At 71.4% G+C, this 18956-nt stretch carries 21 protein-coding genes; 10 read left to right on the forward strand and 11 right to left on the reverse strand.

Going from position 1 to position 18956, the window contains the following annotated elements:
* Positions 1–162 precede the first annotated feature (162 nt).
* The 3 genes from OHU34_RS35455 to OHU34_RS35465 all read left to right on the forward strand — a co-directional run bounded on the left by OHU34_RS35455 (position 163) and on the right by OHU34_RS35465 (position 3181).
* Positions 163–1746, forward strand: coding sequence for an ABC transporter substrate-binding protein (locus OHU34_RS35455; protein ID WP_142269246.1), 1584 nt, complete (start codon positions 163–165; stop codon positions 1744–1746).
* Positions 1747–1838: 92 nt separating this feature from the next.
* Positions 1839–2531, forward strand: a complete 693-nt coding sequence (gene ung / locus OHU34_RS35460) for a uracil-DNA glycosylase (protein WP_020132836.1) — start codon at positions 1839–1841, stop codon at positions 2529–2531.
* Positions 2532–2680: 149 nt separating this feature from the next.
* On the forward strand, positions 2681–3181 hold the full coding sequence (locus tag OHU34_RS35465; protein ID WP_230196504.1) for a hypothetical protein: 501 nt from the start codon (positions 2681–2683) through the stop codon (positions 3179–3181).
* Between the two features lie 77 nt (positions 3182–3258).
* On the opposite strand, the gene OHU34_RS35470 is transcribed toward OHU34_RS35465, so the two are convergent.
* Together OHU34_RS35470 and OHU34_RS35475 are read right to left on the reverse strand one after the other, a co-directional pair.
* Entirely contained in the window at positions 3259–3750 is a 492-nt protein-coding gene (locus OHU34_RS35470; RefSeq protein ID WP_230196505.1) for a hypothetical protein, read from the reverse strand.
* A gap of 111 nt (positions 3751–3861) precedes the next feature.
* Positions 3862–4041, reverse strand: coding sequence for a DUF664 domain-containing protein (locus OHU34_RS35475; protein WP_405770141.1), 180 nt, complete (start codon positions 4039–4041; stop codon positions 3862–3864).
* Positions 4042–4116: 75 nt separating this feature from the next.
* On the opposite strand from OHU34_RS35475, the gene OHU34_RS35480 reads away from it, so the two are divergent.
* Positions 4117–5028: a Gfo/Idh/MocA family protein gene (locus OHU34_RS35480; protein WP_142269244.1), complete on the forward strand. Its 912-nt coding sequence runs from the start codon at positions 4117–4119 to the stop codon at positions 5026–5028.
* On the opposite strand, the gene lnt is transcribed toward OHU34_RS35480, so the two are convergent.
* From lnt to OHU34_RS35510, 6 genes are all read right to left on the reverse strand, one after another.
* Positions 4946–6517, reverse strand: a complete 1572-nt coding sequence (gene lnt / locus OHU34_RS35485; protein WP_142269243.1) for an apolipoprotein N-acyltransferase — start codon at positions 6515–6517, stop codon at positions 4946–4948. The genes OHU34_RS35480 and lnt overlap by 83 nt on opposite strands.
* A gap of 142 nt (positions 6518–6659) precedes the next feature.
* Entirely contained in the window at positions 6660–7130 is a 471-nt protein-coding gene (locus tag OHU34_RS35490) for a nuclear transport factor 2 family protein (RefSeq protein ID WP_142269242.1), read from the reverse strand.
* Between the two features lie 390 nt (positions 7131–7520).
* Positions 7521–8054 (reverse strand): GNAT family N-acetyltransferase, encoded by a 534-nt coding sequence (locus tag OHU34_RS35495; protein ID WP_142269241.1) that lies wholly within the window; start codon positions 8052–8054, stop codon positions 7521–7523.
* A 138-nt stretch (positions 8055–8192) separates the two neighbouring features.
* Positions 8193–9170 (reverse strand): YhjD/YihY/BrkB family envelope integrity protein, encoded by a 978-nt coding sequence (locus OHU34_RS35500; RefSeq protein ID WP_235034719.1) that lies wholly within the window; start codon positions 9168–9170, stop codon positions 8193–8195.
* Between the two features lie 154 nt (positions 9171–9324).
* Positions 9325–9504, reverse strand: a complete 180-nt coding sequence (locus OHU34_RS35505; RefSeq protein WP_405770148.1) for a hypothetical protein — start codon at positions 9502–9504, stop codon at positions 9325–9327.
* A gap of 170 nt (positions 9505–9674) precedes the next feature.
* A complete protein-coding gene (locus OHU34_RS35510) occupies positions 9675–10550 on the reverse strand; it encodes an undecaprenyl-diphosphate phosphatase (protein ID WP_142269238.1) in 876 nt (291 codons plus the stop codon).
* A gap of 427 nt (positions 10551–10977) precedes the next feature.
* Here OHU34_RS35510 and OHU34_RS35515 point away from each other — a divergent pair, with 427 nt between their 5' ends.
* The 4 genes from OHU34_RS35515 to OHU34_RS35530 all read left to right on the forward strand — a co-directional run bounded on the left by OHU34_RS35515 (position 10978) and on the right by OHU34_RS35530 (position 14668).
* Positions 10978–12213 carry a Gfo/Idh/MocA family protein gene (locus OHU34_RS35515; protein ID WP_405770150.1) on the forward strand — a complete coding sequence of 412 codons (1236 nt, stop codon included), beginning with the start codon at positions 10978–10980 and terminating at the stop codon, positions 12211–12213.
* Positions 12210–13139, forward strand: coding sequence for a PmoA family protein (locus tag OHU34_RS35520; RefSeq protein WP_142269236.1), 930 nt, complete (start codon positions 12210–12212; stop codon positions 13137–13139). Before OHU34_RS35515 ends, OHU34_RS35520 begins: the two co-directional genes overlap by 4 nt.
* Entirely contained in the window at positions 13133–13849 is a 717-nt protein-coding gene (locus tag OHU34_RS35525) for a cupin (RefSeq protein ID WP_230196511.1), read from the forward strand. The genes OHU34_RS35520 and OHU34_RS35525 overlap by 7 nt, the downstream gene beginning before the upstream one ends.
* Before the next feature lie 111 nt (positions 13850–13960).
* A complete protein-coding gene (locus tag OHU34_RS35530; protein WP_230196512.1) occupies positions 13961–14668 on the forward strand; it encodes a hypothetical protein in 708 nt (235 codons plus the stop codon).
* Between the two features lie 107 nt (positions 14669–14775).
* Here OHU34_RS35530 and OHU34_RS35535 read toward each other — a convergent pair whose 3' ends face one another.
* Positions 14776–15246 carry a helix-turn-helix domain-containing protein gene (locus OHU34_RS35535; protein WP_142269233.1) on the reverse strand — a complete coding sequence of 157 codons (471 nt, stop codon included), beginning with the start codon at positions 15244–15246 and terminating at the stop codon, positions 14776–14778.
* A 135-nt stretch (positions 15247–15381) separates the two neighbouring features.
* Between OHU34_RS35535 and OHU34_RS35540 the strand changes: the two genes are divergently transcribed.
* Complete coding sequence (locus OHU34_RS35540) at positions 15382–16551, forward strand: thiolase family protein (RefSeq protein ID WP_142269232.1); 1170 nt, start codon at positions 15382–15384, stop codon at positions 16549–16551.
* Positions 16552–16593: 42 nt separating this feature from the next.
* On the opposite strand, the gene OHU34_RS35545 is transcribed toward OHU34_RS35540, so the two are convergent.
* Positions 16594–17403, reverse strand: coding sequence for a TVP38/TMEM64 family protein (locus OHU34_RS35545; RefSeq protein WP_142269231.1), 810 nt, complete (start codon positions 17401–17403; stop codon positions 16594–16596).
* 49 nt (positions 17404–17452) lie between these two features.
* On the opposite strand from OHU34_RS35545, the gene OHU34_RS35550 reads away from it, so the two are divergent.
* Positions 17453–18181 (forward strand): DNA alkylation repair protein, encoded by a 729-nt coding sequence (locus OHU34_RS35550; protein WP_405770154.1) that lies wholly within the window; start codon positions 17453–17455, stop codon positions 18179–18181.
* A 4-nt stretch (positions 18182–18185) separates the two neighbouring features.
* Here the strand turns inward: OHU34_RS35550 and OHU34_RS35555 are convergent, their stop codons facing one another.
* On the reverse strand, positions 18186–18746 hold the full coding sequence (locus tag OHU34_RS35555) for a hypothetical protein (protein ID WP_200840041.1): 561 nt from the start codon (positions 18744–18746) through the stop codon (positions 18186–18188).
* Between the last annotated feature and the right edge of the window lie 210 nt (positions 18747–18956).

An 18956-nucleotide genomic window follows, 5' to 3' on the forward strand; every position in this document is an offset into this window, starting at 1 on the left:
TTGACGAAAACGGCGCCCGTGTCGTCGTTCGGGCCGCGAACGGGCGATGACAACGTCGTCACCCCGAAGTGATCAAGAATGCTGCAAGGGTGCGGGTTCACGGCGCGTGGGGCTGCGGTATGGTCTGCCAACCCTTGGCATGGCAGATCGAGGAGCGTGCGCGTGTTCAACCGGAACCGATCCTTGCAGCAGATGGCGGCGATCGTGTCCATATCCCTGGTGGCCGGATGCAGCCTCCTGGGAGAGGAGAGCTCCGACGATGCCGGACCGATCGTCGTGGGCACCACCAGTGCTCCCAGCACGCTCGATCCCGCCGCGGCCTGGGACGGCTCCTGGGAACTGTTCCGCAACATCTACCAGACGTTGCTGAGCTACCCCAACGGAGCGACGAGTCCCCAGCCGGACGCCGCCAAGTCCTGTGATTTCACGGACGATTCGAACCGCACGTACAAGTGCGAACTGCGCGACGGCCTGAAGTTCTCGAACGGCGACAAGCTGGACGCGAACGCCGTGAAGCACTCGATCGACCGAATAAGGGCGATCAACGCCGAAACCGGCCCCAACGGACTCCTGGGCAGCCTGGACAGCGTCGAGACGAAGGGCGACCAGGTGGTGCTCTTCCGGCTCAACAAGCCCGACGCCACCTTCCCGTTCGTGCTCGCCACCCCCGGCATGTCCCTCGTCGACCCCGAGGACTACTCCGCGAAGGCCCTGCGCAAGGACGACGGCATCGTCGGTTCCGGACCGTACCGGCTCCAGTCCTACGAAGAGGGCAAGCAGGCCGTACTGGTACGGAACGACAACTACAAGGGCTTCGCCGACCGCAAGAACGACGCGGTGACCATCCGCTACTTCCAGGACTCCGGCGAGATGGTCAAGGCCCTGCGCAGCAAGGACATCGACATCACCTACCAGGGTCTCGCCGCCGACGACATCGTCGACCTGGACGGCAAGACCGCCGCCAACGAGGGCCTTCAGCTCATCGAGGGCGCCGGCAGCAACATCAACTACCTGGTGTTCAACCCCAAGGACCCGTGGTCCGACAAGGTCGCCGTGCGCCGGGCCGTGGCCCAGCTCGTGGACCGGGCCGCGATCGCCCACGAGGTCTACAAGGACACCGTCGAGCCGCTGTACTCCATGGTCCCGTCGGGCCTGACCGGCCACACCACCGGCTTCTTCGACTCCTTCGGAGACCCCGACAAGGCCAAGGCGCGCAAGATCCTCACCGAGGCGGGCATCACCGAGACCGTCCCGCTCACCCTCTGGTACACCACCGACCGCTACGGCTCCGACACCGCCCTGGAGTTCAAGGAGATCAAGAGGCAGCTCGACGCCTCGGGCCTGTTCTCGGTCAAGTTGAAGAGCCGCCCCTGGAACACCTACGTGGTCGGCTACCAGAAGGGCGAGTACCCGGTGTTCGGGCGCGGCTGGGCCCCGGACTTCCCCGACGCGGACAACTTCATCGCCCCCTTCGTCGGCGATCAGAACGCGCTCGGCACGCCCTACCCGGCGAAGGAGATCACGCAGGTGCTGCTGCCCCGCTCCCGCGGCGAGAGCGACCGCGCCAACGTGGTGCAGGACTTCGAGGAGGCCCAGCAGATCCTCGTCGACGACGCCCGGCTGCTGCCGCTGTGGCAGGGCAAGCAGTACCTGGCCTCCTCCGAGGACGTGTCGGGGGGCGAGCGGTCCCTGGACCCGTCGACGATCATGATGATGTGGGAGTTGACGCGCAAGACCAGCTGGTAGCCGGTCGGCGAACCGGTCCGCGGGGCCGGTTGTCAGTGGTCGCCTGTAGGTTCTGTGCTCTACAAGTGACCGCACGACGCAAGGACGTTGACGTGACCGACATCGCCATGCTGCCCGAGTCCTGGCGCGGGGTTCTGGGCGACGAACTCCAGCAGCCCTACTTCAAGGAGCTGACGGAGTTCGTCGAGGGGGAGCGGGCGGCCGGTCCCGTCTACCCCCCGCGCGAGGAGGTCTTCGCCGCGCTCGACGCGACGCCGTACGAGCGGGTGAAGGTGCTCGTCCTCGGACAGGACCCGTACCACGGCGAGGGCCAGGGGCACGGCCTGTGCTTCTCGGTGCGGCCGGGAGTGAAGATCCCGCCGTCCCTGCGGAACATCTACAAGGAGCTGCACGCGGAGCTGGACACGCCGATCCCGGACAACGGCTACCTGATGCCGTGGGCACAGCAGGGCGTCCTGCTGCTGAACGCGGTCCTCACGGTCCGCTCCGGCGAGGCGAACTCGCACAAGGGCAAGGGCTGGGAGAAGTTCACGGACGCGGTGATCCGCGCGGTGGCCGACCGGCCCGACCCGGCCGTTTTCGTCCTGTGGGGCAACTACGCGCAGAAGAAGCTCCCGCTCATCGACGAGACCCGGCACATCGTGGTCAAGGGCGCCCACCCCTCGCCGCTCTCGGCGAAGAAGTTCTTCGGTTCCCGCCCGTTCACGCAGATCAACGAGGCGGTGGCACAGCAGGGCCACGAGCCGATCGACTGGACCGTCCCGAACCTGGCCGACCAGGCCTGACCCGTAGCCACCCGACCCGGCCCGACCTCGGGTGACGGCACGTGCCGCCTGCCGCCGGGCCGGTTCCTCCGCGGACCGGCACGGTGCCGCCTGACCGGGATTGCGGATGCCTGCGGCTAGCGTCGTCGCAACGACGCAAGGAGGCCGTGGTGGCGGAGCGACAGGGGCAGACGGTGCCGGACGCCCTGCTGACGCGGATCGGGCAGGTCGTGATGTTGCACCACGGGGGAGACCGCGAGGAGGCCCGGCGCCGCCTCCTCGACCTGTGGACGGAGCTCGGCGAGGGCGGCGCCCCGCTGCACCGCTGCACCCTCGCCCACTACCTGGCCGACACCCACGACGACCCCTCGGACGAGCTGGCGTGGGACCTGCGGGCGCTGACGGCGGCGGAGGAGCACGTCGGCTCGGTCGAGGTGCGGGCGCTCTATCCGTCGCTGCACCTCAACCTGGCGGCGGACTACGTCAAACTCGGCCGCGCCGAGGCCGCCCGCACCCATGTACGCAGGGCCCGTACGGCGGCCGTGGCACTGAGGGACGACAGCTACGGGGACGGCGTACGGGCGGCGATCAGCCGGATGGAACTGAGACTGGGGCCGGGCGAAGGCGAAGGCGACTGGGAGGGACGGGGCGAGTGGGAGCGGGAGTGGTGAGAGCGGCGAGGCCGTCGTCGCGGGAGTGGTGAGACCGGTGAGGCGGTCGTCTCCCGACGGCCACGGCACCTGAACCCTCACCGCCCGTAGGCCTGCTCGCAGATCGCCGCCTCCGGGCTGTCGCCCTGCCATCCGCCGTACGTCCTGCCGAGCGCGCACACGTCGGCGTTCCTGCGCACCTCCTTCTCGATGTCCGGGATCGCCACGCGCGGCAGCCCGTGCCGCCGGACCTCCGGGTGAGACGGCCGGGGGTGCGGGCGGGAGCGGGACGAGGGCTGCTGTCCGGCGCCCCCGGCCCCCGGCAGTGCCGCCGTTGGCCGCCGCTGTGCCGGAGCCGTCGGTGCATCCGGTTTCGGCTCACGGGACGGCCCGACCATCTCCAGTGCCTCCCGGGCGGGCGCCTGGACGACCTGCACCCCGGCCCGCCCCTCCGGCCGCGGCACGGGCGGCTGGGACGGTGCCAGGACGGGGCCGGGTACGGCCGGGCGCTGGACGGTCACGCATCCCGCGAGGGCCGAGACGGCCACGGTGACCAGGAGCGTTGCGGTAGTCGTCGTCGTTCGATGCACCCGCGCAACTCTGCTGGTTCCGCCCGCCCGAGCAACAGCGGAGCAGCGGAGGTTGCCCCGCACGGGTGATCTCGTACCCCGTACGAGGGAGCGGGCCCGCCCGCGCTGACGTCACTCGCCGGTGAAACCGTCGATGCGCTCCCGGATCAGGTCGGCGTGGCCGTGGTGACGGGTGTACTCCTCGATCACGTGGGTGTAGATCCGGCGCAGGCTGAACGGCTCGTCGGTGAACCTGCTCCGACCGCGGGAGAGCTCGGCCAGGGCGAAGCCCGCCGCATGCCGTCGGGCCACCTCGCCGTATGCTGCCGTACACGGTCGGCCTGGTAGTGGGCCGGGCCGTGTGGGACAGGTAGCGAGGGAGCGCCCGTGAAGGTCGGCTGCATCGGACTCGGCGACATCGCGCAGAAGGCGTATCTGCCGGTGCTCGGCGCGCTGCCCGGGATCGAGCTCCACCTCCAGACCCGCACACCGGCCACCCTCGACCGGGTCGCCGACGGCCTGCGCCTGCCCCGCGAGCAGCGCCACCACGACCTCGACGCGCTCCTCGCCGTCGGCCTCGACGCGGCCTTCGTGCACGCGCCCACCGTCGCCCACCCCGAGATCGTCTCCCGGCTGCTGGAGGCGGGCGTCCCGACGTACGTGGACAAGCCCCTCGCGTACGAACTCGCCGACTCCGAGCGGCTCGTCACGCTCGCGGAAGCGCGGAACGTGTCCCTCGCCGTCGGCTTCAACCGACGCCTCGCGCCCGGCTACGCGCAATGCGCCGACCATCCGCGCGAGCTGATCCTCATGCAGAAGAACCGGGTCGGGCTGCCCGAGCAGCCGCGCACGATGATCCTCGACGACTTCATCCACGTCGTGGACACGCTGCGCTTCCTGGCGCCGGGCCCGGTCGACGACGTGACCGTGCGCGCCCGCGTCGAGGACGGCCTGCTGCACCACGTCGTCCTCCAGCTCGCCGGCCCCGGCTTCACCGCGCTCGGCGTGATGAACCGGCTCAGCGGTTCCAACGAGGAGATCCTCGAGGTGTCCGGGCAGGACACCAAGCGTCAGGTCGTCAACCTCGCCGAGGTGATCGATCACAAGGGGCAGCCCACTGTGCGGCGGCGCGGCGACTGGGTGCCGGTGGCCCGACAGCGCGGCATCGAACAGGCGGTGCTCGCCTTCCTGGACGCCGTGCGCGCGGGCAAGGTGCTCAGCGCCCGGGACGCGCTGGCGACTCATGAGCTGTGCGAGCGGGTGGTACGAGCGGTGCGGGAGCAGTCCGCCGCAGCCTGACCGTCCGCGCGCCCTCCGTGAGCGCGAGGGCCAGCAGCACCAGCAGGGCTCCGTGGACCGGCCAGTCGCCGTAGCGGACGTACGGGGTGACGCCGTCGGCGAGCGGGACGTCGTAGACGGCCGTCGTGCTCGCCTCCGTGCCCAGCCACGAGCCCGTCCGCCGGCCACTCGCGTCGTACACGGCCGAGACGCCGGTGAGGGTGGAGTGGACGAACGGCCGCCCCGTCTCCGCGGCGCGCAGCGCGCCCAGCGAGGCGTGCTGCGCGGGCGCCCAGCTGTGCTGGAAGGAGGAGGTCGACGACTGCGCGACCAGCACGTCCGCGCCGTCCCCGGCCAGGTGCCGGCTCATGTCGGGGAACGCCGTCTCGAAGCACACCATCGGCCCGATGCGCAGCCCGTGCCCGGCGTCCATCACGACCTGCTCGGTACCGCGCCGCCGGTCCTCACCGGCCGCCTTGCCGACCGAGGTGGCCCAGCCGAGCAGGGAGCGGGCCGGTATGTACTCCCCGAAGGGCACCAGCCGCATCTTGTCGTACCGGTCGCCGGTCGGGCCCTCGGACCCGATGAGCATCGAGCTCTTGTAGATACCGGGCCGGTCGGAGCGGCGGGCGTCGACGTTGACGAGGATGTCGGCGCCGGTGACGCGGGACAACTCCGCAAGGCGCCGGGCCAGGTCGGGCCGGTCGTCGAGGTCGTGACCGACGCTGCTCTCGCCCCACACGATCAGGTCCACGTCCCGCCCGACCAGCCGCCGGGTCAACTGCTCCTCGCGGTCGAAGCGCCGGTCGGGGCCGTCGATCACCCCCGGCTGCACGACGGCGATCCGGGCCTGCCCGTCGGCGTCGGGGCGCGGCGCCCACATCCACGCGGCGGAGGCCGTGGCCGCGGTGGCCACCAGACCGGCGACGGCCGGAGCCCGGGACGCCGGAACGGAGACCAGGACGGCGGCCGACACGTTGACGGCCACCACCAGGAAGCTGAGCAGCCACACCCCGCCGACGGAGGCGAGCCGCAACGCGGGCTCCACCTGCCACTGACTGGCCCCGAGCATGCCCCATGGCCCGCCGAGCCCCTGCCAGGAGCGGACGAGCTCGATCGCCAGCCAGCCCGAGGGCAGGACCAGCAGCGCGGCGAACACCCGCCCGCGGCTGGGGATCAGGTCCGCGCTGAGAAACCGGCGGACCAGCCACGCCCACGGGCCCCACAGGGCGCCCAGCAGCGCGGCGATCACCAGGGTGAACACATGCAGGCTCGGCAGCAGCCAGTGGTGCATGGCCAGCATGAAACCGAACCCGCCGCTCCATCCGTCGTACGCGGCCCGCCTCCCCGTCGGTGCGGAGCGGGCGAGCAGGATCCACGGGACGAGCGCGAGATAGGCCCACCACCACAGGGCCGGCGCGGGGAACGCGAGCACGGGCAGCGCGCCCGCGAGAGCCGCGACGGCCGAACGCCGCCAGGGGGAGGTGAGCCACAGTCCGAACGTCTTCATACGGCACCTCCCTACCCGCTCAGGGGCTCCTCCAGTGTGCGCGCGTCGGACGATCTCCGACAGGGGAAGTTTCTCGACCCGGCCGTCGTGAGGCGCTGCCGCCTCCGCCTCAAGCTTCCGCCCGGTACTTGCCGCTTGTGTCTCAGCCGGTGAGTCGCCGCCACTTCTCCCGGACGACGACCTCACGCACCCGCCACCCGTCGTCGGTCCGCAGCAGACCGAAGGAGTACCTGCCCCCGCAGACGAAGTCCGGCGCACCGTCCGCCGAGTCGTCGTGGTCGGCCGCGGCCAACCGCATCGGGTTGACGTAGTCGGCCTGGACCCGGGCCGTGTCGCCCGTGTCCTGCTCCAGAACCCCGAAGCGCACCTGGCGATTGACGATGAGGTGCTGCCGCATCGCGAACACCCGCATGGTCTCCGCGAGCCATGAGGCGACGTTCCCGGCGTCGCCCTCGATACCACCGGCCGAGCGGTAGTCCGCCCGTCCGTCCGACGTGAACAGTTCCCGGTACGCGGTCCAGTCACCGTCGTCGACCGCCACCGCATAGTCGGTGACCAACCCGTCCACGGCCAGCCGGTCCATCACTGCGGCGAGTTCCACACGCTGCGTCATGGCCCGAGTGTTGGGCATGAGGGCTGCTCAGCCAAGCTCCGTGCGGGAACGATCCGGTATTTCGGTGCGGTGATCTCAGCGAGGGATTCCCGCGTCGTCCAGGTATCGGTGCATGACGTCCGTCGGAAGGCCGGGGTCGGAGAGGGCGCGGGAGGACGTCTCGGGGGGCGTCCCGACCTGTCGTGTCCCGGGCTGGGCCCCGTCGCGGGAAGCAGAGTGCGCATCACCGGGCTCTTCGGGGCGGACGTCACACCACCACCGCGGACGGCTGGTCGTCGGGCAGGGGACGACGTGACGGTGAGGATTGGCCGTCCGTCTCCGCTGAACGCCGCGCGATGCGCCATGCCCGCGCCCCTGCCCGGCAGGACGCGCTCCCCGTACGAGGCTCAGTCACCCATCGAACTCGGTGAGGTCGATGGCGTGGACGTGCAACGCGAAGCGGTGCACCGGGTGCGCCGTTTCGCGTTCCGCTGTCATGCCCAGCTTGCGGCTGATGTTCTCGGACGCGTCGTCACCGATCCGGTTGATGCTGATGACGCGGTCCAGGCCGCGATCCTGGAGGGCGAACTCCAGCGTCGCGTGGGCGGCCTCGGACGCGTACCCCTGACCCCAGAACTGGGATCCGAACCGCCAGCTGATCGCCACGTCGGGCCGCACCTCCGGCAGGAACTCGGGCACGGACAGGCCCGTGAAGCCGGCCAGTTCGCCCGAGCCGAGCAGTTCCACGGCGAAGAGTCCGAAGCCCTCCTCGTCCCACTCCTCCTCCCACCGCTCGATGGCCTCCGCCGTCCGCTCCAGGTCGAGAACCGACCCGTCGTCGACCCAGCGCATGACGTGCGGATCGGCGTTGATCTCGGCCATCGGCACGAGGTCGTCGTCGGTCCAGCGGCGGAGGAGGAGGCGGGGGGTGTGGATCTCGGTCATGGTCACCATCCTGCCCGTGGCGGGAGCCTCACCGGTAATCGGCGGTAACCGACGCCGGGGCGGCCGGCGGCGTCGGCCGGGCGGTCCGGGCTCTGTCCGAGCCCCGTGCGGGGCCCCGTTCAGGTCGCTGCCGGGCTCTCAGCGGTCGGGGTTCTCGGTCTGTCGGTCCTGATCGGTCTGATGGTTCTGACGGCGGGAGATCTGCCCCCGTGCCGTGCGCCACCGTGACCGGGTCTGCTCGACCAGGGTGTCCCACTGCCGGCGGACCTCGTGGTCGGAGGGGCGGTGACCCTGACGGATCCGGTCGAGTTCGTCCCGTACCTCGCGCCCCAGCGCCGACGATCCGACCATGACCAGCATGGCGGCGAAGAGCGCGGAGATCATCGCGAAGACCGCTCCCACCACGCCGTAGCGTTCGGCGTAGGAGTTGAACAGCCGCGGCATGTAGACGGCCGCGCCCACCGAATAGGCCGCCGTCAGGACGGCGGCGGTGACGCCGAAGGGCACCAGGTCCCGCCAGCCGACCCGCTTCGCCGACAGGAGCCATCCGCTCCATACGAGGAACACGGCCGTCACCGGTACCTCGCACACCGAGGCGACCAGTCCCAGTTCGCCCTTGCCGAGGAGCGCGGTGAGCGAGGCGGTGCACAGTGCGTAGCCGCCCAGGCCGAGGACCCACCACAGGCCGTTACGGGTGTTGCGCACGCTGAGCGGGCTGAGCTCCCATGTCTGTTCGACGAGGCGTTGTGCGGCCCGGGCGAAACTGAGGATGGAGATCATGAGGAACACGGCTCCGAAGACGCCCACGCTCGCACTGCTCTCCTCCGCGGGCGAGAAGAGGGAGCTGACGGCCGTCGCGCCCGCGCCGGTGAGGTGGTAGCGCTTGATGATCTGCTCCGCGGCGTCGTAGTGCACGAAGCTGCTCAACACGGCGCCGACGAGGATGGAGAGCGGGACCAGTGCGGTCAGCGCGCTGGACGCCAGGGCCATCGACCGGTCGAAACCCACGATCTTCTGAAACCGGTTGATGACGCGCAACGCGAAGGCGGGACGCAGCCAGAACGTCAGCGTTCTGACGAGGCGCTCACGCTTGATCCTCGCCGTCGTGCCCTCCATGAAGATAGCGACCGTTGTGGCGAGGCGAGCGTAACGGACGGTAGCGGTCCCGACGTGGGGCGACACGGGAGGGCAAAGGACGGCACGGGGGAGCAGGAGAAGGGGGGAAGGCCGGAAGGCGAGGGGTCGGGCGTGGGCGAGGGGAGTCCGGGGCTCAGGCCGCCTTGACGACCTCGCCGCGGATCGCGATGGCCCACTCCACGACCAGCAGTTCGTACTCCGCCCGCTCCTGGGCGGAGAGCGAACCGCCCGCGCGCAGCCAAAGGGCCCGGATCCGCTCATTTAACTCGGCAGCGGACCGCACGGAACCAGAGGACACAGAGTTGGGGGACATGGGCCAAGCCTAGGCGCAAGCACTGACACTGCGCTACCGGACGGCTACGCGCGCGGTTATGGGCTTGGTCACGGCTGATCGATCAACTCCGTTGGCCCCCCGGCCGGTTCGGACGGGAAGGCCGATCCGTGCGGCGGCGCGCAGCCCCGGGGGGTGTGGAGCGGTACCGGTCAGCCCGCCGACTCCGCCGCGTGCGGGCTCAGTGAACCCGTCGCGACCAGGGCGATGATCACGATGCCGAGTACGACGCGGTAGTAGACGAACGGCATGAAGGACTTGGTGCTGATGAACTTCATGAACCAGGCGATGACCACGTATCCGGACACGAAGGCGATCACCGTCGCGAACATCGTCGGCCCCCAGGCCACGTGACCGCCCTCGACCGCGTCCTTCAACTCGAAGACACCGGAGGCCAGTACGGCCGGAATGGCCAGCAGGAAGGAGTAGCGGGCCGCGGCCTCGCGCTTGTAGCCCATGAACAGGCCGCCGCTGATGGTGGCGCCGGAACGCGAGACGCCGGGGATGAGCGCGCAGGCCTGGCAGAGGCCGAAGATCAGGCCGTCCTTGACGCCCAGGTTCTCCAGGTTCTTGCGCTGCTTGGGCGCGCGGTGCTTCCCGCCCGTCTCGTCGCGGGCCGCCAGCCGGTCGGCGACGCCGATCACGATGCCGACGACGACGAGCATCGTGGCGGTGATCCGCAGGTCGCGGAACGGGCCCTCGATCTGGTCCTTGAGCGTCACGCCCAGCACGCCGATCGGGATCGAGCCGACGATCACCAGCCAGCCCATCTGGGCGTCGTGGTCCTTGCGCAGCGTCTTGTCGAACAGCGATCGGCTCCACGCCGAGATGATCCGGCCGATGTCCTTGCGGAAGTAGATCAGCACCGCGGCTTCCGTGCCGATCTGCGTGATCGCCGTGAAGGCGGCGCCGGGGTCCTTCCAGCCGGAGAACGCCGCGGTCAGCCGCAGGTGCGCGCTGGAGGAGACGGGGAGGAACTCGGTCAGCCCCTGGACGAGTCCGAGGATGAGGGATTCAAACCAAGACATGAGGTTACGGAGTCCAAGTGCCGATCGGGGAGGGCGACGGCGACGGTCGGCCCGTCGCGCGCGATGATCAGGTGATCAGGTGTGTGCCGGGGGGAAGCGTAGCGTTCCCGGGTGACAGGCCCGGCACAGGGGTTTCGCAGGCGCCGCGTGAGCTCCCGCACCGACGACTCTCGCCCCCTCCCCACGAGCGACAGGAATCCCTCACACGACGCGCACGCGCCCGGCCCCACCGCACCCGCCCGCAGGCGGCTCACGTGCGGATCGGCGCGCCGGAGAGGTGTCCCCATGGTTGACCGGCCGCCCGGCCGCCGCATACGTTGCTGCCGATGGGAAAGCGCTTGCTGTGTGCAGGTACTGCACGCTTCCCCCTCGGTTGCTGGCCCGCCCGGCCGTTCGGCCGTACGTCGGAGGAGTGCTGATCACGCCCATGCCCCCATCCACTCCGCTGCCCGCGCTCGCCGGCCGCCGCGTCCGGGCCGCCATCGTCGGTATCGGCGCGATCGGGCGCGGCTCCCATCTGCCCGCACTCCAGCAGCTCGCCGCCGAGGGCGAGGCCGAGGTCGTGGCGGCCGTTGACATCGATGCCACCGCCGTCGAGGCCTTCTGCACGGAGAGCGGGGTTCCGCACGCCTACACCGACCTGGAGCGGATGCTGGCGGAGCAGCGCCCCGACCTGGTGACCATCTGCACCCCGCCGACCCTGCACCGCGAGCAGAGCGTGGCGGCGCTGCGCGCCGGCGCCTGGGTGTGGTGCGAGAAGCCGCCGGTGCCCACCCTCGCCGACTACGACGCCGTGCAGGCGGAGGAGGGCGCGGCGGCGGGGCCGTACTCCTCGATCGTCTTCCAGCACCGTTTCGGATCCGGGACCCGGCATGTACGGCGCCTGCTCGCCGAGCAGGCCCTCGGGCGGCCGCTGGTCGCGCACTGCCAGACCACCTGGTACCGCGACACCGCCTACTACGCCGTGCCCTGGCGTGGGCGCTGGCGGACCGAGGGCGGAGGCCCGGCGATGGGCCACGGCATCCACCAGATGGACCTGCTGCTCGACCTCCTCGGTCCGTGGAGCGAGGTGCGCGCGATGGCTGGCCGGCTCGTGCACGACGTGGAGACGGAGGACGTCTCCACCGCCCTGGTCCGCTTCGAGAGCGGGGCCATGGCGACGGTCGTCAACAGCGTCCTGAGTCCCGACGAGGTCAGCCGGATCCGTATCGACTGTGAGCGTGCCACCGTCGAACTCACCCACCTCTACGGCCACTCCAACGCCAACTGGCACATCACGCCCGCCCCGGACGTCTCCGGTGAGCTGGCAGCGGCCTGGCAGGACTTCGGCGCAGACGTCCCCAGCTCGCACCTGGCGCAGCTGCGCGAGTTGGTGGCGAGCATGCGCGCGGGCCGCCGGCCGCGCAGCAGCGGCGCGGACGGGCGCACCAGCCTGGAGCTGATCAGCGCGCTGTACAAGTCGGCGTTCACCGACACGACGGTGCGACGGGGCGAGATCGGGCCGGGTGACCCGTACTACACGGCCCTGCACGGCGGCGCCCCCGGCTGGGCACCGGCGACGGTCGCGATGGGGACGGCGACCGAGAGGGGTACGGGTACGGGGACGAATACGGGTACGGGTACGGGTACGAGCGCGGCGACGAACGCGGAGGTGCCGGCGTGACCGGCGACCTGCGGCTCGTGCACGCGCACGGCGACCGGGTCACGGTGACCGACCCGGCCACCGGCGTCGAGCTGCTCGCCTACGTCTACCGGCCCGAGGCGGCGTGGGAGGCGCCGAGGCCGTACATCCACCCGCTGCGGACGCTCGCCGGTGACGTCGTCACCGACTACCGGCCCAACGACCATCGCTGGCACAAGGGGCTGTCACTGACCGCCTCGCACCTCTCGGGCGCCAACCTGTGGGGCGGCAACTCGTATGTGCACGGCGAGGGGTATCTCGAACTCCCCGAGCGGGTCGGTTCGATGGCGCACGTCGGCTTCGACGAGGTGTCGGTGGCCGGCGGCCGGGTCGTCATCGCCGAGCGGCTGACCTGGCATCCGCACAGCGGCGAGCTGTGGGCGCAGGAGGCGCGCCGGATCGAGGTGCACGACGTCGACCCGGACGCCGGTTCCTGGGCGCTGACCTGGACCAGTGCCGTCACCAACCGCAGGGACGAGCCGCTCCGCTTCGGCAGCCCGACCACCGCCGGGCGCGAACTGGCCGGATACACAGGCCTGTTCTGGCGTGGCCCGCGCGCGTTCCGTGACGGCCGGATCATCGGCCCGGACGGGGAGGGCCCCGGGCTGATGGCCTCGCAGAGCCCCTGGCTGGCCCTCTCCGGTGAGCACGACGGCGCCGACGGTCACGCCACCGTCGTCTTCGCGCACGCCCCCGAGAACGACCACTCCGGCGCCCGAGGGGCCCACCCCGCACACTGGTTCGTCCGCAACGAGCCCTTCGCGGGCATCGCCCCGTCCTGGTCCTTCTTCGACGAGCTCGAGCTCGCCCCCGGCGACACGCTCACCCGCCGCTACCGCGTGGTGGTGGCCGACGGTGCCTGGGAGCGGGAGGAGATCGCCAAGTACCTGGAGGCACATCCGTGGTGAGCGAGCCCGGGGGACTGCCCGGCGGGGTCGCCGTCTCGCACCTGCGCGTGTACGACTGGCCCGCCGCCGACGGTCTGCACGGCGGAACTCCCCATATGCACCTGACGTGTTCGGAAGGATACGTCGTCACGGCCGGGCGCGGCGCGGTGCAGACCCTGACGGCGTCCGGGTACGAGGTCACACCGCTCGCACGCGGCACGGTCGCCTGGTTCACGCCGGGCACCATCCACCGACTGGTCGACGCGGACGACCTGCGCATCACCGTGCTGATGCAGAACAGCGGGCTGCCGGAGGCCGGTGACGCCGTGCTCACCCTGCCGCCGGAGTACCTCACCGACCCCGAGACGTACGCCGCCGCGACCGTGATCCCGGCCGACGCTCCCCGGGAGGAGCAGGCTCGGATCGTCCGTGCCCGGCGCGACCTCGCGCTGGAGGGCTACCGCGCGCTGCGCGAGGCGGCGGACGGTCCGGCCGCTCTGGTCGCCTTCCACCGGTCGGCCGCCGCGCTGGTGGAGCCCCGGCTCGCCGAGTGGCGTGAGCGCTGGCTCCGCGGTGCGCGGGCGGCCGCGCAGGCCACGGGCGAGCAGCTCGACCGGCTCGCGGACGGCGATGTGTCCTACCTCGCCGAGGCCGCCGTACGGGCCGAACAGCCCTCGTCCCACGGCACGTTCGGGATGTGCGGATGGCTGGACGTGTACGCGCTGCCGTAGCCCCGGGTCATCAGCGCACGGGGGATCGGCTGACGTAGTTTCCGTGGTATTCCTGCGGCTTCCCTGCCGGAATGATCCAATCGACCGATGTCGAGAGCGGGGAGTCAGCGGGTGCGGATCAGAGTGACGGCGGCGGCCCTGTGCGCGGCGGTGCTGGTGGCCGGATGCGGAGGCGGTGGCGGCGATTCCGATGCGAAGGCCACGGATTCCGCGGCGGCACAGGGGTCTTCATCCGGATCCGGATCGGCCTCGGCTGCCGCGCCGGAGGCGCCCGCGGAACCGCTCGGCGAGGCTCAGCTGAAGTCCGCCGCGCTGGTCGGCGGGGACGTGGACGGCTACCAGATCACCGACTTCCCCGTGAAGCCCGACGGCGATTCCACCGCCCGGCCCGCGGACTGCCAGCCGCTGGAGAACATGCGTACCGCGTCGCCCGACCCGGGCCCCAAGGCGTTCGTCGGCCTCCTCGCCTTCGGGGGAGCCGGCCCCACCGCCGGTTCCGCCACCACCATCGGCCTCATGGCCTACGACGGGTCCGACGCGGAGGGCATCCTCGACGGCCTCCGCACCGCCCTGAAGAAGTGCACCGCCTACGAGGGAGGCGTGCCCGCCCGTACCACCGCCAAGGCGGCCACCGTCCCCGACGCGGGCGACGAAGCGGTCGCCTTCGGCCTCGAGACCCAGGGGGACAGCGCGGACGCGTTCGTGGTCGTGCGCAGCGGCTCCACGGTCGTCCTGTTCTTCACCGCGGCCGGCACCGGCTCCGCGGCGGAGGTACCGGCGGATCTGGTCACCGCGCAGATCCGGAAGCTGGGTGTCTGAGGGACGTCCCGTGACTGCTGTCCGCTGGTGCGGTCGCGCTCCCGGCGCACACCCCGCCATCGCCGCCCGCACCATCCACACCGCCCGCGCGTCTGCGCGGGGCGGCTTCAGGCGGCCGACGGGCCCGCCACCGTCCAGCCCGGAGCCTGCGGGTGGGCGCTCACGTCCTCGTGGCGGACCTGGTCGCCGCAGGCCGCGCAGGTGACCACGGGGGCCAGCTCGTGGCCGCAGACGTGCGCGAGCACCATGGGGCGGTCGTCGTCCTCGCGGAGATGGCGGTCGCCCCACGCCATGAGGGTCATCAGGACGGGCTCCAGCTCGAGCCCCGCCTGCGTGGGCCGGTACTCGAAGCGCTGCGGCCGCTCGCTGTAGGCACGCCTGGTCAGGATTCCCGCGTCGACGAGGCGGCGCAGCCGGGTGGCCAGGACGTCGCGCGGGGCGCCGATGTTGCGCACCAGCTGGTCGAAGCGGGTGTTGCCCAGGCACACCTCCCGCAGGACGAGCAGGGAGTACTTCTCGCCGACGAGGGCGAGTGCGTCGGCGATCGAGCAGGGGCGCGGATCTTTGGAGGCGGCCATGGCGGTCAGTCTAGGGGAGGGTTGGAAAAACAAATCGAGGTCGGTTGGATTTTCCAACCCTCGGGGTTATGGTGAGTCCGGATTTCCTACTCACCGGTAGTTTCCCTGCTCGTGCTCGTCATGGAGGCATCGCACATGCGTGACGCAGTCATCGTCGAAGCCGTACGCACCCCGATCGGCAAGGGCAAGCCGAACGGCTCCCTCGCCCACGTCCACCCCGTCGAACTCCTCGCCCACACCCTGCGCACCCTCGTCGACCGCTCCGGTGTCGATCCCGCGCTGATCGACGACGTGATCGGCGGCACCGTCGACCAGGTCGGCGAGCAGGCCATGAACACCACCCGTTACGCGCTGCTCTCGGCGGGCTTCCCGGAGACCGTCCCCGCGACCACCGTCGACCGGCAGTGCGGGTCCTCCCAGCAGGCCGTGCACTTCGCGGCCCAGGGCGTCATGTCCGGGGCCTACGACCTCGTCGTCGCCTGCGGTGTCGAGTCGATGAGCCGGGTGCCGATGTGGTCCAACGTGCCGCCCGGCAAGGACCCCTTCGGCCCCGGCGTCGCCGCGCGCTACCCGGAGGGACTCGTCCCGCAGGGCATCAGCTCCGAGCTCATCGCCGCCAAGTGGTCGATCACGCGGGAGCAGATGGACGGCTTCGCCGTCTCCTCGCACCGCAAGGCCGCCGAGGCCTGGGCACAGGGGCTCTTCGACGCCGAGGTCGCGCCCCTGGACGGCGTCTCGCGCGACGAGTGCGTCCGGCCCGGGAGCACCCCCGAGATCCTCGCCGGCCTCAAACCCGCCTACTACGACCCGGCGTTCGCCGAGCGCTTCCCGCAGATCGAGTGGAACGTCACCGCGGGCAACGCGAGCCCGGTCAACGACGGCGCCTCGGCCGTGCTGATCACCTCCGGCGAGACCGCCGCCCGCCTCGGTCTGCGCCCGCTCGCCCGACTGCACAGCTTCGCCGTCACCGGCTCGGATCCGCTGCTGATGCTGACCGGCGTGATCCCGGCGACCGAGAAGGTGCTGCGCCGGGCCGGGCTACGGCTCGACGACATCGACCTCTTCGAGGTCAACGAGGCCTTCTCCAGCGTGGTCCTGGCCTGGCGGCAGGAGACCGGCGCGGACCTCGACAAGGTCAATGTGCACGGCGGCGCGATCGCGCTCGGACACCCGCTCGGCGCGAGCGGCACCCGGCTGACGACGACGCTCGTCCACGCGATGCGGGAACGCGGCGCCCGCTACGCCCTGCAGACGATGTGTGAGGCGGGCGGGCTCGCCAACGCCATGGTGCTGGAATCCGTGTAGCCGGCCGACGCCAGGGGCCGCGAAGCGGACGGCCGCGGACGGCTACGGGCGGCGCAGGTGGTGGCGCTTGCGCCAGGCCACCACCGCGCCGACCAGCGCCGGCAGGGTGATGGCGGCCATGGCGATCAGGAAGGCCGGCGAGGTCGGGGAGGAGGCACGGGCCCCGGCGACGACGTAGGCGGCGGTGTTCGGGATCGAGCCCAGCGCGGTCGCCACCAGGAAGGACGGCCAGCCCATGCGGGAGACGGCGGCGCAGTAGTTCGCGGCCCAGAACGGCACCCCCGGGAACAGCCGGGCCGCCAGCATCGAGCGCATGCCGTGCCGGCTCAGCTGGCCGTCCGCCGCCTTGAGCAGCCGTCCGCGCAGCAGCGGCCGTAGCGCGTCCTGCCCGAGGACCCGGCCGAGTCCGAAGGCGATCCCGGCCCCCAGCACCGTGCCCGCCAGCGCCGCGGCGACGCCCCACTGCGAACCGAAGAGGGCGCCCGCGGCCAGGTTCAGCAGCGGTCGGGGCACGAACGCCACCGTGCACAGGCCGTACGCCACCGCGAAGACCGCGGCCGCCGTGACACCGCCCAACTGGGGTGGCCAGCCGTCCGAGAGGAGCTTCTGCGGCTCGAAGAGCAGCACGCTCGACGCGGCCGCCGCCAGCAGCGTGACCAGCAGCGCGAAACGGGACCAGGGCGAGCGCAGCACTCTCGCGCAGCGCGCGGCGAGGCCGCCGGGTGCGGCGACCGCCGGGGCGACGGACGCGATGACGGGCACGGGAGCGAGCGTGGGGACGACGAGCTCCGTGGCGGTGGCCCGGGGAGTGGCCGTGGCGGTGCCCCCAGAGCGGGTGGTGGCATCGAGCATCCCGCGACACTAACCGACGGACATGTGTGATCGCCGTATGGTTCGTCTCATGACGGTCACAGGTGCGGACGCGATCGGCGTGCCGGACAGCGTTCTCGCCGACATCGTGCTGGAGCGGCTGACGACCGCGTACGGCGCCGCGGCCGACCCGGGCCGGGCGGCGGCCATGCGCGCGTACATGAAGGACGTGGCCCCCTTCCTCGGCCTCCCCACTCCCGCCCGCCGGGCGCTGTCCCGCACCGTCCTGGCGGGCACGCCCCGCCCCGACGAGGCCGACTGCACGGCGATCGCGCTGCGCTGCTGGGCGCTGCCACAGCGCGAGTACCACTACTTCGCCGTCGACTACCTGCGCCGGTACGCGCCACGCTTGTCTTCGGCGTTCCTGCCCGTGGCACGCCGACTGGTGACCACGACGTCCTGGTGGGACACGGTCGACCTGCTCGCCGCACACGTGGTCGGCACGCTCGTCGCGGCCGACCCCCGGCTCGGCGCGGACATGGACGTCTGGATCGCCGACGAGGACCTGTGGGTCGCCCGTACCGCCCTGCTCCACCAGCTCCGTTACAAGGAACGCACCGACACCGACCGTCTCTTCGCCCACTGCCTGCGCCGGTCCGGCCACCCGGACTTCTTCATCCGCAAGGCCATCGGCTGGGCCCTGCGCGAATACGCCAAGACCGACCCGGCGGCCGTCCGCGCCTTCGTCACCCGCGAGCGGGACCGCCTCGCGCCGCTGACGGTGCGTGAGGCACTGAAGAACATCGGGGACACGGCCTAGCGGTTCACGCGGGCCGCAGGCGGGGTGCCTCGTCGTCCGGGGTGTGCGGGCTCGCGAAGTGGAAGGGGACCGACAGACGCGCGGCCAGGGCCCTGCCCACCTTGTCGGCGACGGCCGCGCAGGGGTGGTGCAGCGCGGGGTCCGTACCGTCGAGGTGTCGTTCCGCCGTGCGGCGGTAGACGGTGGCGAGCGCCTGCTCGCCCTCGGGGTCGGCGGTGACGGCGTACAGGATCACGAACCAGTCGTGGACCGTGTCCCCGTCCCAGACGACCTCGATCGCCACGACCCGCCCAGGCGCGCCGGCCGCGCGGGCGCCGAGCGAGTCCAGGTCCAGTGGATCGTCGGGGGTGCGGGCGATCCGGTCACCGTGGTGCAGATAGCGCTCGTGGACGACGAGTTGCGCCTCGTGGAGGCCGACGCCGCGAGCCCGTCCGGCCACCCAGACGGTGCGGATCGCCGGCATCAGGGCGTCCTGGAGGACGTACCCGTCGACCTGCTCGCGGACCCCCTGCGGCAGCAGCTCCCACCACCGCTCCCACGACTGTGTCGTGCTGATGTCGGTCATCAGGACCGTAACCCTTCCCATCCGGTGAAAACCATTCGACGCCGAACGAACCGTCGGCGATGATCGGCACCATGTTCCGGTACGCCTTCCTCCTCGCAGCATCCGCGGTCGCGGATACGCCGAAGGCTGCCGTCCCGCTCCTCGTGGCCGCTGTCGACGGCGCCCGAAGCTGACCCTCTCCGGATCGTCCGGCGGACCCCGCAGGGGGAG

This window comes from Streptomyces sp. NBC_00080, assembly GCF_045041255.1.
GTDB classification, from domain to species: domain Bacteria; phylum Actinomycetota; class Actinomycetes; order Streptomycetales; family Streptomycetaceae; genus Streptomyces; species Streptomyces coriariae.

Excerpts from the sequence above, each read along its gene's own strand:
- OHU34_RS35535 (WP_142269233.1), bottom strand. The coding sequence starts at position 15,246 with ATGGCCGCCTCCAAAGATCCGCGCCCCTGCTCGATCGCCGACGCACTC.
- OHU34_RS35550 (WP_405770154.1), top strand. The coding sequence starts at position 17,453 with ATGACGGTCACAGGTGCGGACGCGATCGGCGTGCCGGACAGCGTTCTC.
- OHU34_RS35540 (WP_142269232.1), top strand. The coding sequence starts at position 15,382 with ATGCGTGACGCAGTCATCGTCGAAGCCGTACGCACCCCGATCGGCAAG.
- OHU34_RS35510 (WP_142269238.1), bottom strand. The coding sequence starts at position 10,550 with ATGTCTTGGTTTGAATCCCTCATCCTCGGACTCGTCCAGGGGCTGACC.
- OHU34_RS35555 (WP_200840041.1), bottom strand. The coding sequence starts at position 18,746 with ATGACCGACATCAGCACGACACAGTCGTGGGAGCGGTGGTGGGAGCTG.
- OHU34_RS35505 (WP_405770148.1), bottom strand. The coding sequence starts at position 9,504 with ATGTCCCCCAACTCTGTGTCCTCTGGTTCCGTGCGGTCCGCTGCCGAG.
- OHU34_RS35500 (WP_235034719.1), bottom strand. The coding sequence starts at position 9,170 with ATGGAGGGCACGACGGCGAGGATCAAGCGTGAGCGCCTCGTCAGAACG.
- OHU34_RS35490 (WP_142269242.1), bottom strand. The coding sequence starts at position 7,130 with ATGACGCAGCGTGTGGAACTCGCCGCAGTGATGGACCGGCTGGCCGTG.
- lnt (WP_142269243.1), bottom strand. The coding sequence starts at position 6,517 with ATGAAGACGTTCGGACTGTGGCTCACCTCCCCCTGGCGGCGTTCGGCC.
- OHU34_RS35515 (WP_405770150.1), top strand. The coding sequence starts at position 10,978 with ATGCCCCCATCCACTCCGCTGCCCGCGCTCGCCGGCCGCCGCGTCCGG.
- OHU34_RS35545 (WP_142269231.1), bottom strand. The coding sequence starts at position 17,403 with ATGCTCGATGCCACCACCCGCTCTGGGGGCACCGCCACGGCCACTCCC.
- OHU34_RS35495 (WP_142269241.1), bottom strand. The coding sequence starts at position 8,054 with ATGACCGAGATCCACACCCCCCGCCTCCTCCTCCGCCGCTGGACCGAC.